The sequence below is a fragment of the Mycobacterium asiaticum genome, assembly GCF_001673365.1.
Lineage (GTDB): Bacteria > Actinomycetota > Actinomycetes > Mycobacteriales > Mycobacteriaceae > Mycobacterium > Mycobacterium asiaticum_A.
In genome coordinates, this window is the sequence record NZ_LZLS01000045.1 from 15,405 (window position 1) to 31,665 (window position 16,261).

17 protein-coding genes are annotated in these 16,261 nt (G+C 65.0%); 2 read left to right on the forward strand and 15 right to left on the reverse strand.

What is annotated here, in order from left to right:
- Window positions 1–127: 127 nt before the first annotated feature.
- From A5634_RS05020 to A5634_RS28005, 10 genes are all read right to left on the reverse strand, one after another.
- Window positions 128–622: a bifunctional nuclease family protein gene (locus tag A5634_RS05020; RefSeq protein WP_065142983.1), complete on the reverse strand. Its 495-nt coding sequence runs from the start codon at window positions 620–622 to the stop codon at window positions 128–130.
- A 59-nt stretch (window positions 623–681) separates the two neighbouring features.
- On the reverse strand, window positions 682–1,416 hold the full coding sequence (ftsR, locus tag A5634_RS05025) for a transcriptional regulator FtsR (RefSeq protein ID WP_065142984.1): 735 nt from the start codon (window positions 1,414–1,416) through the stop codon (window positions 682–684).
- On the reverse strand, window positions 1,413–1,880 hold the full coding sequence (gene garA / locus A5634_RS05030; RefSeq protein ID WP_065142985.1) for a glycogen accumulation regulator GarA: 468 nt from the start codon (window positions 1,878–1,880) through the stop codon (window positions 1,413–1,415). Before garA ends, ftsR begins: the two co-directional genes overlap by 4 nt.
- Before the next feature lie 139 nt (window positions 1,881–2,019).
- Window positions 2,020–2,424 (reverse strand): glycine cleavage system protein GcvH, encoded by a 405-nt coding sequence (gene gcvH / locus A5634_RS05035; protein ID WP_065143008.1) that lies wholly within the window; start codon window positions 2,422–2,424, stop codon window positions 2,020–2,022.
- 35 nt (window positions 2,425–2,459) lie between these two features.
- On the reverse strand, window positions 2,460–3,242 hold the full coding sequence (locus A5634_RS05040) for a DUF881 domain-containing protein (protein WP_065142986.1): 783 nt from the start codon (window positions 3,240–3,242) through the stop codon (window positions 2,460–2,462).
- Window positions 3,243–3,246: 4 nt separating this feature from the next.
- Window positions 3,247–3,579, reverse strand: a complete 333-nt coding sequence (locus tag A5634_RS05045) for a small basic family protein (protein WP_065142987.1) — start codon at window positions 3,577–3,579, stop codon at window positions 3,247–3,249.
- Window positions 3,580–3,613: 34 nt separating this feature from the next.
- A complete protein-coding gene (locus tag A5634_RS05050; protein ID WP_065142988.1) occupies window positions 3,614–4,534 on the reverse strand; it encodes a DUF881 domain-containing protein in 921 nt (306 codons plus the stop codon).
- Window positions 4,527–5,117 (reverse strand): CDP-alcohol phosphatidyltransferase family protein, encoded by a 591-nt coding sequence (locus A5634_RS05055; RefSeq protein WP_065143009.1) that lies wholly within the window; start codon window positions 5,115–5,117, stop codon window positions 4,527–4,529. Before A5634_RS05055 ends, A5634_RS05050 begins: the two co-directional genes overlap by 8 nt.
- A 53-nt stretch (window positions 5,118–5,170) precedes the next feature.
- On the reverse strand, window positions 5,171–7,495 hold the full coding sequence (secA2, locus tag A5634_RS28000; RefSeq protein WP_065142989.1) for an accessory Sec system translocase SecA2: 2,325 nt from the start codon (window positions 7,493–7,495) through the stop codon (window positions 5,171–5,173).
- Window positions 7,496–7,516: 21 nt separating this feature from the next.
- The gene (locus A5634_RS28005; RefSeq protein ID WP_065142990.1) at window positions 7,517–9,160 is read right to left on the reverse strand and encodes an acetolactate synthase; all 1,644 of its coding nucleotides are present in this window, start codon (window positions 9,158–9,160) and stop codon (window positions 7,517–7,519) included.
- 87 nt (window positions 9,161–9,247) lie between these two features.
- On the opposite strand from A5634_RS28005, the gene A5634_RS05070 reads away from it, so the two are divergent.
- Window positions 9,248–11,176, forward strand: a complete 1,929-nt coding sequence (locus tag A5634_RS05070; RefSeq protein WP_065142991.1) for an ABC transporter ATP-binding protein/permease — start codon at window positions 9,248–9,250, stop codon at window positions 11,174–11,176.
- Between the two features lie 49 nt (window positions 11,177–11,225).
- On the opposite strand, the gene A5634_RS05075 is transcribed toward A5634_RS05070, so the two are convergent.
- The 3 genes from A5634_RS05075 to A5634_RS05085 all read right to left on the reverse strand — a co-directional run bounded on the left by A5634_RS05075 (window position 11,226) and on the right by A5634_RS05085 (window position 13,986).
- Window positions 11,226–12,725 carry an FAD-binding protein gene (locus tag A5634_RS05075; RefSeq protein ID WP_065142992.1) on the reverse strand — a complete coding sequence of 500 codons (1,500 nt, stop codon included), beginning with the start codon at window positions 12,723–12,725 and terminating at the stop codon, window positions 11,226–11,228.
- Entirely contained in the window at window positions 12,722–13,222 is a 501-nt protein-coding gene (locus A5634_RS05080; protein WP_065142993.1) for a VOC family protein, read from the reverse strand. Before A5634_RS05080 ends, A5634_RS05075 begins: the two co-directional genes overlap by 4 nt.
- A gap of 77 nt (window positions 13,223–13,299) precedes the next feature.
- Window positions 13,300–13,986 carry a TetR/AcrR family transcriptional regulator gene (locus tag A5634_RS05085; RefSeq protein WP_065142994.1) on the reverse strand — a complete coding sequence of 229 codons (687 nt, stop codon included), beginning with the start codon at window positions 13,984–13,986 and terminating at the stop codon, window positions 13,300–13,302.
- 114 nt (window positions 13,987–14,100) lie between these two features.
- Here A5634_RS05085 and A5634_RS05090 point away from each other — a divergent pair, with 114 nt between their 5' ends.
- Entirely contained in the window at window positions 14,101–14,541 is a 441-nt protein-coding gene (locus A5634_RS05090) for a nitroreductase family deazaflavin-dependent oxidoreductase (RefSeq protein ID WP_065142995.1), read from the forward strand.
- A 4-nt stretch (window positions 14,542–14,545) separates the two neighbouring features.
- Here A5634_RS05090 and A5634_RS05095 read toward each other — a convergent pair whose 3' ends face one another.
- Window positions 14,546–15,205 (reverse strand): Rv1815 family serine proteinase, encoded by a 660-nt coding sequence (locus A5634_RS05095; protein WP_065142996.1) that lies wholly within the window; start codon window positions 15,203–15,205, stop codon window positions 14,546–14,548.
- A 99-nt stretch (window positions 15,206–15,304) separates the two neighbouring features.
- Window positions 15,305–16,261: a sterol desaturase family protein gene (locus A5634_RS05100; RefSeq protein ID WP_065142997.1), complete on the reverse strand. Its 957-nt coding sequence runs from the start codon at window positions 16,259–16,261 to the stop codon at window positions 15,305–15,307.

Consider the following 16,261-nt stretch of genomic DNA (forward strand, 5'->3'; position numbering starts at 1 on the left):
ATGGCCGCCGACCGGATTCCGGAGCGTTATATCCCAGGCGTGTCGACAATCCGTTGTGTGATATGAGACGCATCCGTGACCCGGATTGGGTACCGGGTCGGCATGGTGCAGGTGTGCGGCGCGTGGGCTAAGTCGCCTTGAAGTCGTCGGGAGAGACGCTGTCGAGAAACTCCTTGAACTTCTCCACCTCGTCTTCGCGGACAGCGCTGCTGGCCTCTTCGTCTCCCTCGTCGGGAATCAGCAGGCCGGCCTGAGCCAGCACGGCTTCCTCGACGTAGATCGGCACACCCACCCGCAGTGCGATCGCCACCGAGTCTGACGGCCGGGCCGACACCTTGATGTCGCGGTCGAAGATGAGGTCCGCGTAGAACGTGCCCTCCTGCAGGTCGACGATGCGTACCTCCTTGAGCGAATGCCCAAGTGCGGCAATGAGATCCCTGATCAGGTCATGGGTAAGCGGCCGCGGCGGTTCGACGCCTTGCTGTTCCAGGGCGATGGCCGCGGCCTCCGACTGGCCGATCCAGATCGGCAGGTACCGGTCACCGTCCGCCTCGCGCAGCAACAGCACCGGCTGGTTCTGCGGCTGCTCGACGCGAATGCCGACAACACGAACTTCACCCATCTGTGTCCGCCCTCCGCACACGCGACCAAACACCAAGCTGTCGAACGGAAGTCTAGTCCTCAGCGGTGCAGTACGTCGCGAACGGCGGACTTGATCAACGAGGTGTGCAAAGTAATTGCGAGCGCGGCTACCTCGCGCGCCAGCTCATCGGCGCGGTCACGTGCGCCGGCCTTATCCGCCTTGACCAGCGGCCCGGCAATCTGGGCGATCAGATCAGACTGTCGATCGGCGGCGGAACGGAACGCGCGCAGATGTCTTGGCTCCACGCCGTAGTCGGCAAGTGCCCGCGCGCATTGCAGAATCACCACCGCGTGTTCGTCGAAGAAACCGCCCGGCCCCGTCGTGATCACCCCCGCCTTCAGCAGAGCGGTCAACAACTCGCCATCCACGCCGGAGCGTTCCAGCAGGTCCTCACGGCTGAGCCGGACGCGGGTGGGCGCCACGGCGCCCGGGTCGGCTTCGGCTGCGGCACCGTCCACCGACACCAATCGCGGTACGCCGTAGGGAGATCCGATCGCCGGTAGTTCCCCGTCCGGCAGCGCGTCGAGTTGGGCCCTGATCACCTTCAGTGGCAGATAGTGATCCCGCTGAGCGGTCAGAATGAAACGCAGCCGCGCGCAGTCGTACGCGGTAAACCTTCGATAGCCCGACGCCGCCCGCTGCGGTGTCACCAAACCTTCTGCCTCCAGAAAACGAATCTTGGAGATGGTGACGTCCGGAAAGTCCGGTCGCAGCAGGTCCAAGACCGCCCCGATCGACATCCCGGCCGGCGCTGGGCTATCGGGCGCGCTCACTGGCCCCCGGATCCCCCGTCGTCGTCACCCTTGGGGCCGGTCAGAAAGACCAACCGGAACTTGCCGATCTGCACTTCGTCGCCGTTGGCCAGGACCGCCGAATCCACCGGCTCCCGGTTGACGTACGTGCCGTTGAGACTGCCGACGTCGACGACGTTGAACTCGGAACTTTCCAACCGGAATTCGGCATGGCGGCGGCTTACCGTCACGTCGTCGAGGAAGATGTCGCTGTCGGGGTGCCGGCCGGCCGAGGTGATGGCCTGGTCCAGCAGGAAGCGTGAACCGGCGTTGGGTCCGCGTTTGACGACCAGTAATGCGGAGCCCGCGGGGAGCCCCTCGACTCCGGATACCGAACTCTCGGTGCCCGCCTGCGCGGGTGCGTCCAGCTCGTTGAGGAAGTCGGCGCGGAAGACAGAGGTCGTCTCCACGGTGACTTCGTCCTGGTCGTTGTCCTTGTCCGTCACCCGCTGCTCCTCACTGGCCGCTGTGGCGTTGTATGACCCGACCGTTCGGCCGGCTTCCCACTCCCTGATGTCTTGACCGTACCGCGCGCGAGTTGGCTTCTCCTAGATCCTCGCAACGCTTTCGGGACCATAGCAATTGTCATTCGGTCAATGTGCCGCGGTAGGCCTCCGCGTCGAGCAGTTCCGCGATCGTCGAATCCAGCGCTGCGACATCGGCGCCGTCGACCTGGAGTTCCAGCAACCAACCCGCACCGTAGGGGTCGGAATTCAGCAACTGCGGATTGCCGTCCAGCTCGCCATTGACCGCAGATACTTTGCCCGCGACCGGGGCATACAGATCCGACACCGATTTCGTCGACTCCACCTCCCCGAACGGGTCGCCGGCGTTGAGTTCGGTACCCACCTCGGGCAACTGCACGAACACGACGTCACCGAGGGCCGACTGCGCGAAATCGGTGATCCCGACCCGCACGGTGTCTTCTGCGCTGCGGCGAACCCACTCGTGTTCGGCGGTGTAGTGCAGATCGGACGGGATATCGCTCACGGTGATCCTGTTCTGGTCGCATTTTTTGGGATGGTTCACTTGCCGGGCTGAGCGTATTGGTGTGGTTTTGGTTGCCGCAAGGTGGTCACCTCGACGCGGTCGGCCTGCTGCACCGACATGCGTCCGCCGACGCGCTTCACACTGTCCACCGCGCCGCCGGGAATGTTCATCGCGGCGGCCAGCGTCGGCGGATTACCAATGGCCAGAATCGAATACGGCGGTGCGAACGCCTTGGTGTCGATGGTCAGCGCGCCTGCTGACCCGATTACCCAGGTATCGACGCCGACCCGAACCGACTGGCGCGCGTCGTTGATTTGAATCGCTTCCGCGCCGGCCGCGCGCAACTCGTTGATCACGTCGAGCATCACCTCCGGTGACACCCCCGGGCCAGGGTCGTCGATCTTCACCGTCACACCCGGCCCGGTCGCACCCACCGCGCCGACCAGGATGGACAGCGCGGCCAACCGCGCCTGAGCGCTTTCGATGGCGGCCTGGTCGGTGTTTCCCGAGGCCTGCAACGCGTTGAGGCTGTTCTGCAAGTCGGCGACTTCGGTGCTCAGCGTGGCCTCGCGCTGCCGCAACGAGTCCAACAACACCAAAAGGTCTGCGGGACGGGCGGTTTCCAGGGAATCTCCGGACTCGTTCTGGCGGACCTGGGTGACGATGGCGACGCCCAGAACCAGACACAACAGGACCGCCAGCGCGCCGAACGCCAGCCGGGACCGGCCACCGCGGAACTTGCGTCGGGGGCGGTCCGGCGGCCGTTCGTGGCGTCCGCGTGGTGCGGCCGGCGCGGTCTCGTCGGGTTCGTCGCTCACCGGATCACGCTCCGAACAGGCGGCGCCGCAGCGCGGCGGCGTTGCCGAAGATCCGGATTCCCAGCACGACGACGATCGCGGTCGACAACTGGGTGCCGACGCCCAATTGGTCGCCGACGTAAACGATCAGCGCCGCCACCAACACGTTGAAGACGAACGAGACCACGAAGACTTTGGGATCGAAGATGCGTTCGAGGTAGGCGCGCAACCCGCCGAAAACCGCATCGAGCGCCGCTACCACCGCGATCGGCAGATACGGCTGGATGACCTCGGGGACGCTGGGATGAAAGACCAAACCCAACACGATGCCAACGGCTAGCGCGGCGATTCCGATCATGCTCGCGTAATTCCCCTCCGTCTTCTAGGGCTTTTCAGGGTCCGGTCGGTGCGGCGAACTTGACGTCCCGCACCGAGCCGGCGGGCAGCGACAGTTTGGCGGTGGTGTCGACGTTAACGCTCACACCGACGCCGTAGGAGGCCTCCAGCAGCCTAAGCCGACGCAATCCGGTGCTGTTCTCGAAGACGTCGTGCATCGAGTGCGGCGGCCCCACAGCCAGAATGTTGTACGGGCTGGTGGTCGGGTTGTTGTCGACCAGGATTGCTCCGCCGGCTTGGCGGATCGTGACGTTGGGCCCGATTCTCACCCCGCCGATCGAGATGGCCTCGGCGCCACTGGCCCACAGCGAGTTGACAACCAGTTGCAGGTCGCGGTCGAGGATGATTTGTCGGCTCCCGGCGACCCGCTGCTTGGACGCGTCGGAAAGATTGGGGCTCGCGCCGGGATCGGTCACGGTCACCGTCAGCCCTGGCCCGGTCACCGCCGTGCTGGCCGCCGGCAGGCTCAGGGCGTCGAGGCGGTTGAGCAGGCGTTGGCCCTCGGCATCGTCGGCAAGCGCCAGCCGCTGTACCTGGTCCACCTTGGCCGACAGTGCGCTGCGCTGCTGGGCCAACTTGGTGGCGCTGGCCTCGGTCAGGCGCACGTTGGTGGCCAGCAACTGTTGTGCGGAACGCACCCCGGGCGCCACCGTGCGGGCCTGGGCGACGGCGGCGGCGAACACGGCCGCCACCAGGGTCGCCGCCAATGCCTGCCACATCCAGCCGATCGCCCGGTGCTCGGGTTCTTTGCTGCTTTCCCGCTTCGCGGCCGCCGCGGCGTAGCCGGGGTCCAGATGTTCGGACAGTAGCGCCCGCAGCAGCGACGGCACCGGAATGTGTTGTGGGCGAGCCGTGGTGTGGGCGCTGTACCCGGCATTCGGGTCATAGCCGCCGAGCAGTCGATCGGGGTCAGCCATGTTTGACCTTCGGCATGCGCCGCAGCACCAGGACCATCTGGATCATGTACAGGACGAACGCCCACAGGTACATGTACATGCCCCAGATCAAAAACGCCCAGCCGCAGGCCAGCACGACGCGGCTCCATAACTGATCCCACTGTCCCAGCAGGACCAGCGGAAAGCCGGACATCAGCGCGAACGTCGCCGCCTTGCCCACATAGGAGACCGGAAGAGCGGACAGCCCGCGGCTCCACAGCAGCGGCAGGGTCCCGGCGAGTACCGCGTCGCGGGCCAACAGGGTCAGCACGAACCACCACGGCACGATTCCGCTGATCGCCAACACGATCGGCACGGTCACCATGTAGAGCCGGTCGACAGCCGGGTCAAGCAGCATGCCCAGCCGCGAGGACTGGTCCAGCAGCCGAGCGATCTTGCCGTCCGCCCAGTCGGAGACGCCGCTGAACATCAGAATCGCCACCGACCAGCTATGGGTATGCGTGACCAGCATCAGGTAGACGAACAGCGGGATCAGGGCCAGGCGGACGGCGCTCAGCACGTTGGGCACCGTCAGCACCCGATCGTGCGCGAGCACTGGCTCCATGAGCCGTGACACTATCGCCGTTGCGCCCCGGTCCGCACGGCGGACCGAACCCGTCAGCGGAAAACGCCGGGCAGGCTCAGCGTGGATAGCGTGTCGTCGGACAACGGGTTGTCGTTGACCATGTAGGTCCACGTCGATGTCGGTCGGGCCAGCTTGGAAAGATCCAGCCCGGGCTCGTCTTCGAGGACGTTCGCCGTCTCGAACGTCTGCTGGGCTGCCTCAATTGCATCGGCGGCCAGTGATGCGAACGCATCCACGGCCATCCGGTGGAACTCGTCCAGTGGGTTCTGCCGGCCCAGCGCGCGCAAGTGAATGCTCTCGCGGATGTCGGCCAGATACGCCAGGTGGTCGGCCCAGCCGCGATCCAAGTGGTAGAGCATGATCAGCCGGCAGATTTTCTCCAGCCGCTCCTCGCTGACGTCCTCAGCAAGTTCCTTGTACCGCTTCGGCGCCAGCTCCTCAAGCTCTTCGCGAGCGGTCGGGGTGCGCAGCAACGTGTCTCGCCGGTCGACGATGATGGCACGTTGCTGGGCGATCAGCTGGTTGTAGCGCCAGGTGTTTGCGTGCACGTCCAGCAGCCGGCCTTCGGCGACCCGCTGGGCGTGGTCGAGCAGCCCGTCGGTCTTGGGGCTGAGGATGCATCCGTCCTCGTCTGTTTCGGTAGGCAACTTGTTGCTATCCAGGTTGGCGGCCACCACGTCGTCTTCCCAGCTGGAGAAGAACACCGACGAGCCAGGGTCGCCCTGCCGTCCCGCCCGGCCGCGCAACTGGTTGTCGAGCCGCTCGGTGTGGTGGCGGCCGGTGCCGACCACGTGCAGGCCACCGAGTTCAGCGACCCGGTCGTGGTCGGACTCGTCGGACCCGCCGAGGCGGATGTCAGTGCCGCGGCCAGCCATCTGGGTGGACACCGTGACCGAGCCGTAGGTGCCCGCCTCGGCGATCACCTGTGCCTCCTCGGCGTCGTTCTTCGCGTTTAGCAACACGGCCGGCACCTTGCGCCGGGTCAGGCGCTCGTGCAGATCTTCGGATTCGGCGACGTCCCGGGTTCCGACGAGCACCGGCTGTCCGGTCTCGTGCACCTCGGCGATGTGCTCGACGATCGCGTCGTTCTTGGCGGCGGCGGTGATGTACACCCGGTCCGACTCGTCCTCGCGGATGTTCGGAGCGTTCGGCGGTATCGGCGAAACCCCCAGCTTGTAGAACTGGCGCAACTGCTCGCCCGCCGCCAACGCGGTGCCGGTCATGCCGCACACCGTGGTGTAGCGGTTGATCAGCGCCTGGACTGTGATGGTGTCGAGCACCTCGCCGGTCTCGGTGGTCTCGATGCCCTCCTTGGCCTCGACGGCGGCTTGCAGGCCATCCGGCCAGCGCTGCAGTTGCGCGATGCGGCCACGCGAGGCGTTGATCAGATGGACCGCGTCGTCGCGCACGATGTAGTGGACGTCGCGTTGCAGCAGTACGTGCGCATGCAATGCGACGTTGACCTCCGTAAGGGTGGTCACCACGTGCTCTTCGGAATAGAGGTCGATGCCGCCGAGCGCCTTTTCGACCTTTCGCGCGCCCGCCTCGGTGAGGTGGACGTTGCGGCTGTCGGCGTCGGTGTCGTAATCCTGTTCGGCGGTCAGGTTGCCGACCAGCTTGATGATTTCCAGCCGCGGCGTCTCGCGATGGGTGGTGCCGGCCAGCACCAACGGCACCAATGCCTCGTCGACCAGCACCGAGTCGGCTTCGTCGATCAGAGCGACGTCCGGGTTGGGTGAAACCAGGTCGTCGACGTCGGTGACCAACTGGTCGCGCAGCACGTCGAAGCCGATCTCGTTGACCGAGGCGTAGGTGACGTCGCAGTCGTAGGCCGCCCGGCGGTCCGCACTGCTCGACTCCGCGGTGATCCAGCCGACGGTCAGTCCCATCGCTTCGATGAGTGGGCCCATCCACTCGGCGTCGCGGCGGGCCAGATAGTCGTTGATCGTGACGACGTGCACGTGCCGGCCGGCCAACGCATAACCCGCCGCCGCGATCGCCCCCGCCAGCGTCTTGCCCTCACCGGTTGCCATCTCGATGACGTCGCCGGCCAACATGCGCAGCGCGCCGAGCAACTGCACATCGAAGGGCCGAAGCCCGGTTGCCCGCTCGGCGGCTTCTCGCGCTATCGCCAGGAACTGTGGAATGTCGGCCGAGTCCGCCAGGTCGTCGAGGTTCAGTAGCCCGGCGGCCTTGCGCAGCTTCTCGTCGCTGAGGTCAGCGGCTTCCTTGTCGTATTCCTCCGAGTCGGTCACCACAGCCATCGATCGGTTGCGGTTCTTCTCCGTGCTGGCGCCGAGCAGGCGCCAGAATCGGCTGCTCAGCCGGCCGGGTTGCGAGCGGGTGGTCTTTGGCACAGCCCCACGGTACGCGACTGGTCAGGCCAAATTGGACCGGCGCGGGTAAGCGATGCTGGGGTCTGTGAGCACGTTGACGACGGCGGGAAGCCCGCTGGCAAAGGCACGCTCAAGCGCCGGGCGTAACTCACCCGGAGCCGACACCAACTCGCCGTGGCCGCCGAGGGCGCGCACCACCTCGTCATAGCGGGTGCCCGGGCGCAGTTCAGCCACCACCGAGTAGCCGTACAGCGCCTCCATCGGGTGCTTTTCCAATCCCCAGATGCCGTTGTTGCCGATCACCGACACCACCGGCACGCTGTGGCGCACCAGGGTGTCCCACTCCATCCCGCTGAATCCGAACGCACCGTCGCCCTGCAGCAGCACGACCTGTCGTTGCGGCTGCGCCAGTTTGGCGGCCAGGGCGTAGCCGGGACCCGAACCCAGGCAGCCGAACGGACCACTGTCCAGCCAGCAACCCGGCTGGTAACTGTCGATCACCCGGCCGGCGTAGGACCCGAAGTCGCCGGCATCGATGACGACGATCGCGTCGCGGTCGAGCAGCGGAGCCAACTCGGCGTACACCCGCATCGGATGCAGCGGGATGCGCTCGTCGGCGAGTTCGGCGTTTTCCAGCTCACGGCTGGCCGTCTCCACCAGCCGCAACTCCTCGATCCAGTCCTGGTGGTCGGTCGGACTCGCGCCGGACAGGGCGGACAAAGTTGCGCTCAGGTCGCCGTACAGCTCGGAGGCGACCGGACGCGGATGAGCGCGCTCGGGTCGGGCGCGGTCGGCCACGACGAGTTGGGTCTCCGCGCCGAAGACCCCACCGAAGCCGAGGCGGAAGTCCATCGGCACGCCCACGATCAGGGCGACGTCGGCCGCGCCGAGCGCCTTGGAGCGGGCCCGCGAGTACGCCAAGGGGTGGTCCGCGGGCACCACGCCACGGGCCATCCCGTTCATCAGCACCGGGATCCGCAGCTCCTCGGCAAGGCGTAACAGCGCAGTCTCGCCGTGACCCCACCACACGTTGGTTCCGGCCATGATGACCGGGCGCGCCGCCTTGGATAGCAGGTCGATTGCCCGGTCGAGCGCGTCGGCATCGGCGGACGCGGCGACCGGCAGCTCGTGCAGCGCTCCCGGACGGGAGTCGTCGTCGGACAGGGAAAACACGTGATCCATCGGGAAGTCGACGAAGCCGACTCCCGACGGCGCGCCGACCGCCGCCTGCAGCGCCTGGTCGACGAGCTTGCCCGCCTCCTCGGCGGACTGCGCGGTGGCCGCGAAGCGCGTCAACGGTGCCACGAACGGCACGTGGTCGATCTCCTGAAGCGAGCCCATACCCCACCGTCCCGCCGGCGCGCGTCCGCCCAGCACCACCAGTGGCGATTGGTTCTGTTGAGCGGCGGCCATTGCGCTCATCCCGTTGGTGATGCCAGGTCCCGCCGTCAGCGCCGCTACGCCCGGCACCCGGGTCACCTTCGACCAGCCTTCTGCGGCGAACGCCGCGGTCTGCTCGTGGCGGGTGTCGATCAGTCGGACGCCCTCGTCGCGGCAGCCGTCATAGATAGAGAACAGGTGTCCGCCCGAGAGGGTGAACATGGTGTCGATGCCGCTGGCCTTGAGCCGACGGGCGATCAGGCGGCCGGCGTGAACCGTCTGGGCGGGGGCAGCTTCGGTGGTCATACCCGGAGACTAGCCACCCGCTTCCGGTACCTTCGCCGAAGGATTTCTGCGTGCAGCCCGCCGCGTGACTGTCAGGAGACGACAACCTTGGCACCGACGCCGTTCAAGCCGTCCACCAACTGGTCCCATGCGTTCGTGGATTCGCTGCAATGGCTCGCTACAGCGTGGCTCATCAGCGCATTCAGTTTGCTGTTGGTGCTGGTTCTGATCCGGTTCTTCACACCGTGGGGTCGTCAGTTCTGGCGGATATCCCGCGGCTACTTCGTCGGTCGCGACAGCGTCCGGGTGTGGCTGATGCTGGGCGTGCTGCTGCTGTCGGTACTGATGTCGGTGCGGCTGGACGTGCTGTTCAGCTATCAGGGCAACGACCTGTACACCGGCGTCCAGAAGGCGGTTCAAGGCATGGCCGCGGGCAACGCTTTCGTGAAACAGTCTGGCGTGCGCGGGTTTTGGACGTCGTTAGCCATATTTGCGTTGCTGGCGATGATCTGGATCATCCGATACCTGGTCGACATCTATCTGCTGCAACGATTCGTCATTTCCTGGCGGGTGTGGCTGACCGGCCACCTCACCGACGACTGGCTGGATGGCCGGGCCTACTACCGAGACCTGTTCATCGACAACACAATTGACAACCCGGACCAGCGTATTCAGCAGGACATCGACATCTTCACCGCCAACAACACCTCGGGTACTCCGAACAGTCCGGCCAACGGAACCAGACAAACGTTGCTGTTCGGTGCCGTGAATGCGGTCGCCTCGGTGGCCTCGTTTGCGGCGATCCTGTGGAACCTGTCCGGCGGGCTCAACGTCTTCGGGGCTGAAATACCGCGTGCGATGTTCTGGACCGTTCTGGTCTACGTGCTGCTCACCACGGTGGTCGCGGTCTGGCTCGGTCGTCCGCTGATCACGCTCAGCTTCAACAACGAAAAGCTCAACGCCGCCTTTCGGTATGCCCTGGTCCGGCTGCGAGACGCGGCGGAGGCGGTGGGTTTCTACCGTGGTGAGCGTGTCGAACGGGCGCAACTGTGGCGCCGCTTTACGCCGATCATCGACAACTACCGCAACTTTGTTCGCCGCTCGATCATCTTCAACGGATGGAATTGGTTGATGACCCAGGTGATCGTTCCGCTGCCGTGGTTGATCCAAGCACCGCGACTGTTCCAGGGGCAGATTGATTTCGGTGACGTCGGGCAGACGGCGACGGCGTTCGGCAATATCTCTGATTCACTGTCCTTCTTCCGCAATCAGTACGACGCGTTTGCGTCGTATCGGGCAGCCGTCATCCGATTGCACGGCTTGGTCGATGCCAACGATCGGGGTCGTGCGTTGCCGGCAGTGCTCACACTGCCGAGTGCGGACGGGGCGGTGGAGCTCTCGAACGTCGAGGTCCGAAAGCCGGACGGGGACAGCTTGATCGACCCGCTGGATATCCGGCTGGAACCCGGCTACTCCCTGGTGATCACCGGGCAGTCGGGCTCAGGCAAGACGACGTTGTTGCGTAGCTTGGCCGAATTGTGGCCGTACGCTTCGGGTTCCTGGCATTGCCCCGGCGGCAAGAACGAGACCATGTTCCTCTCGCAATTGCCGTATGTGCCATTGGGCAGTTTGCCCGCCGTAGTGTGCTATCCGAACGCGGCGGGCGATGTCGCGGACACCGAGCTGCACGAGGTGTTGCGCAAGGTCGCCCTCGCGCCGCTGATCCCCAGGCTGGACGAAGAGCAGGACTGGGCGAAGGTGCTTTCCCCGGGCGAGCAACAGCGCGTTGCGTTCGCGCGAATTCTGCTCACCAAGCCGAAGTCGGTCTTTTTGGACGAGGCCACCTCGGCGCTCGACCCGGGTCTGGAGTACGCGCTGTATCAATTGGTGCGCGACGAACTGCCGGACTGCATCGTGGTCAGCGTCAGCCACCACCCGGCGGTCGAGCAGCACCACGACCGACAACTCGAACTGCTCGGTGGCGGGGAATGGCGGCTCGGCCCGATTGACAAGGAATTTGTCGCGTCAGACAGCTAACGCACCTGCGCGCCCGCGGCACCCGCCGCGTGCGCTCCGGCGCTGTGCTCTAACGCACCTGCGCGCCCGCGGCACCCGCCGCGTGCGCTCCGGCGCGGCGCCCGAAGAATGACCCCTCCCCCAACTGCGTCCCGCTGGCATACCCTTTGCCGTCCTGCGCGAGGTTGGACGCACAAGCTCCCGCGGCGTAGAGGCCGGGTATCACCGAGCCGTCTTCACGCAGCACTTCGCCGTCCACCGACACGGCCAGACCGCCGATGGTGAAGCCCGAATACATCGCCCGCCCAAGAGACAGGTCGAATACCGCCCAGGGGCCTTTGGTCTGCGGCGCAACGTATTCCGGCTGCTTGTGAAAGTCCGGGTCCTCCCCCGTGGCGGCGAACTCGTTGTACCGCTGAAGTGTGGCCGCGACGTTCCCCGCCGGGATATCCAAGGCGCTCTCCAGTTCCTCGATCGTCTCGTAGCCATCGAGGAATTTGATCAGCGGCATCTCGGGCATCTGCATGTGTTCTTCGTCGACGATCAAGTAGGCCGTTTGCTCGGGTTGTTCGAGCACGAAAGCCGAAGTGCGCGAGTGATAGGAGTCCTCGGCGACAAACCGCTTGCCCTCGTTGTTGACGATCACACCGGTGAGCAGGATTTCCGGCGGGTATGCGGCCGCGGTGATGAACAACTCGTCCATGTTCTTGGTGGCCCCGCCGGCCGAAACACCCAGCCGGATACCCAGTCCGTCGTCGTTCGGATTGCCCAGGATGTAGGGCGCAACCAAGCCGTGGTGTTTGGTGCGCCGCGGTTGGCCCAGCGCGGGGGTGTGCTCGGCAACCATGTCCGGGTTCATCGCAAAGCCGCCGGCGGCGATGATCACCGTCTTCGCTTTGATCGCACCGACCTCGGTGAAGTGTTTCCAGGCGACACCGACCACCGCTCCGTCGTCCTCCACAATCAGGCTCGTCGCGCCCGTCTCATAGCGGATTTGCACTCCCAGCGCGTCGGCACGCTTGACCAACAGGTCGATAACCATTGCCGCGCCGCCCAATTCGCCGGGTACCGGCACCGAGTGACCGCGCGGCGAGGGCACCGCCTGCTCACAGAACGGCCACACCTTCTCGTTGCCGGTATAACTGAGCCCCTCGGTGCCCGGCGGTACCACCACTTTGCCGGGGTAGTAGCTGCGCTCGAATTCAAAGCCCAGTGCCTCAAGCCAATTGAAGTGTTCGACGCTGTCGTCGCAGTAGGCGCGGATCTTGTCCAGTTCCGGCTCGCGGGACACCGCGACCAGGTACTTATACATTTCCTCGGGTGAGTCGGGATGGCCCGTCGCCACCTGGACCGCGGTCCCGCCGCCGAGATAGAAGTGCCCACCGGCCATCGAGGTGGTGCCGCCCGCGGCGGCGGCCCGCTCGAGCACCAGCACTCGCGCGCCCGCGTCGGCGGCGGTGACGGCGGCGCATCCGCCGCCGATCCCGAATCCGATGACCAGGACGTCGACTTCATCCGACCAGGATTGGACCGTCGCCGCGTCGAGGGTGGCGGGAATATCGGTGCTCACCGTTGCTCCTGTTTGATGTAGTCGTAGAACGCTTTGATCTCGGGCGAGAGGTACGCAATTTCGATGTAAGGCACACCTGCTTGGGGTGCTGAGACGTAGGCGAAATGGATACCGCCGGGCATCACGCCCCGTTGCACCACTTCGGCGCCTTGGCTGGCGGCATCGGCGAGTGCGGCGTCGAATCGCTCTGGGCTTTCGGCGTCCATGCAGATGTGGTGCAAACCCGGGCCATGGTCGCGCAGAAATTCACTATAGATGTTCTCCCCGCGGACCGGTTCGATCAATTCCAGTTGCATATCGCCGAGATAGCTCAGCGAGATGTTGGCGACGAAATCGGCGGGCACGCCCCGGTATGTGCAGCTGTCTGGCGCGAAGTGCACTTCGGGTATCCGCACCCATTTCTTGGCACCTAACAGGCCGGTGAGGGCCGATTCGGTGGCCTCTAGGTCGGCGGTCACCCAGGCGATCTGAGTTGGTGATTGAACGAGCAGGTTCATTGTCTCGCAGAATAACCCCAACCTTTGCCGCGCTCGCGACCGGTTCATCCGGGACGACCGGGTGAACACGTTCTAATTCAGTGCAGGGCCAGTGTGGTGACCAGCATCCTGATTTGGGTGTCGAACACGCTGCGCGGGTCGGTCAGCGTGTCGGATCCGTACTGCCCGAAGACCTCGAGGCTGATCGCGCCCACTACGCCAGCCCAGAGCAAAAAGCACTTGGCCAGCACCCGGTCATCGCCGGGAAAGCCGTATTCGTGGCGCAGCCGGCCGAAGTCGGACGACGTCGGTTGCGTTGCGGAGTCATTCGTCAAAACGATGTCCCCAGTGGTGATCCCGACCGAGATGGCATCGAGGAATGCCGCGATCACGCGGGTTCCGGCGGCGACCGTGCGTTCCGCCGGAGCGTGGTAGCCGGGCACCGGACTGCCGTACAGCAGTGCCCAGCGGGCGGGATGTGCGACGGCCCAGTCGCGCATCGCGTGGGCCATCGCGATGACGTCGTCGCCCCACCAGTCAGCGATCCCGTCTTGACGAACGCGGTCCACCCGGTCCGCAACGTCGGAATAGGCGTCGACGAGCAACAATGTCAACAACTCGTCACGGCTGGCGACGTATCGATACACCGCCGACGACACCATGCCCAGTTCCCGCGCGATTGCGCGAAGCGACAAAGCCGCGGCGCCGTGGTCGGCCAGATGGCGGCGGCCGAGGTCGATGATTTTTGCTTCGATCTGCTCCCGGGACTCCCGACGTTTGCCCACGTCGGTAAGTGTGACACAAGCGAGATCAGTGCTCTTGCTTTTCGGATGGTGCTGTGTCACGCTAAACGCATCGGAGAGCACTGCTCTCGAAACGAAAGCCGCGGGAGTGCAGTCATGGCCACGCAATATCAGCAACCGAAGCGCGTCGAGCAGGCCGCCAACGCGCTTATCCGGTGGCTCGCCGAACTGGGGATCAGCATCGCCGGCACCCGGGCGATGCGGGTGCGGGGCCGTAAGACGGGAACGCCGCGCAGCGTGGTGATCAATCTGTTGACGCTGGACGGGGTCGACTACGTCGTTTCCCCGCGCGGCAATACGCAATGGGCACGCAACGTCAGAGCGGCGGGCGTGGTGGAAATCGGGTCACGGTGGCGGCGCGAACGCGCCACGGTCAGCGAGGTTGCCGACGACGCAAAGCCGGAAATACTTCGGCACTACCTGGGCAGATGGTACTGGCAGGTCAAGACCTATGTGGGCGGGCTGACGCCGACATCTGGCGACGAGGAACTGCTCGCGGCCGCGCCGACCATCCCCGTTTTCGCGTTAGCGACTTAGCGATCTATGGATTGAAGCCGGTGTCCTCGCGGACCTGCTGGGAAACGGCTTGCCAGGAGACCGCGGCCGGCAAGGTTCCCCACACGCTGTTGAAGATGCCGACAATCTGGCCCGGCCCGCCGCCAGCGAGGTAGATCGGTCCGCCCGAGTCGCCCTGGCCAGTCTGGACGCCGTTGGTCATGGTGAACCACCCGTTGTTCACGCTTTCCACATTGCCGCAGGTCTCACCGGTAACGATGCCGAAATGGCAGACCGCCTGGCCGGGAGACACCACGCCGGGACCGGATCGCAATTGCCGCCCACTGGGCAGGACGTTGCTCACGGTGATGTTGTCGGCCAGTGCGATCGCCTCGTAGTCGGCGATCATCTGGTCCGTGGCGACGGTCGACCCGGTCGGGGTGTTGTCACGGAAGGTCGTCATGTGGCCGATGACGTTGCCGGCTTGGTCGGTGACTGCACCCCCGCCGCGGCAGTGCCCTGCGGTGTAGGCCATGTGCAGATTGATGTCGACGAATCCGAGCGTGCAGACGCGGTTGTCCTGGTGGATTTCCATGCCCGGAAACACCACCGCCGGTTCCGCGCTGGCAGTTGCCGGGGCGAGACCCGACGCGAACCCCAAGATCATCGACGCGGCTACTGCACGCAACACCGTGCGACCCACCATCGCAAATCCCCTCCGTCTGGGTCGACACGGCGTCGGCCCTCATCTAGAGGTTACGGATTGATAACCCCTATGAGGTTTTCGCGGTTGGTGGTCGCTGCGTTACCGAGACGTGATCAGCGGGGCGGCGGTCGCCTTTTGCTCGACTTTGCGTGGTGTCCATCCCGGCGGACCGAAGACGTAGCCCAGCCGGTCACGGAACCGCGTCGCCGAACGCCAGTCGCGGGCGATCGCCGCGTACTCGTGGGTCTGCAGCTTCCAGATGTTGAACGTGTCCACCTGCTTAGTCAACCCATAGTGCGGCCGGAACAACTCTTTCTGGAAGCTGCCGAACATGCGGTCGAAGATGATGAAGATGCCACCGTAGTTCTTATCCAGATACTGCTGGTCCATGCCGTGGTGCACCCGGTGGTGCGAGGGTGTGTTGAAGATGAACTCGAACCATCGCGGCATCTTGTCGATGCGCTCGGTGTGCACCCAGAACTGGTAGATCAGGTTCAACGACCAGCTGAAGAAGATCAGCCATGGCGGCACCCCCAGAAACGGCAGCGGCAGCCACATCAGGATTTCGCCGCTGTTGTTCCACTTCTGGCGCAGCGCGGTGGCGAAGTTGAAGTATTGGCTTGAGTGATGTGCCTGGTGGGTAGCCCAGATGAGCCGCATGCGATGGGCAACGCGGTGATAGACGTAGTAGAGCAGGTCCACACCCACGATCGCGACGACCCACGTGTACCACTTGGTCGCAGGCAGGTGCCAGGGAGCGAGGTAGGCATAGATGGCGGCATATCCCAACAGGGCCAGAGTCTTCCAAAAGGCGGTGGTGGCTATCGAAATCAATCCCATCGAGATGCTCGCCATGGAATCGCGGGTGAGGTAGGCGCCGGATGACGGCCTATCCTTCGGCGAATTTTCTGCAGCAGCCGCAGCGTCGAACTTCTCCAGCTTGCGCGCTGCCGTCCACTCCAGAGTCAACAGCAGGAGGAAGAAGGGGATGGCAAAGAACACCGGATCCCGCAGCTCCGCCGGCAACCCCGTAAAGAAATTTGCAACACCACTCAC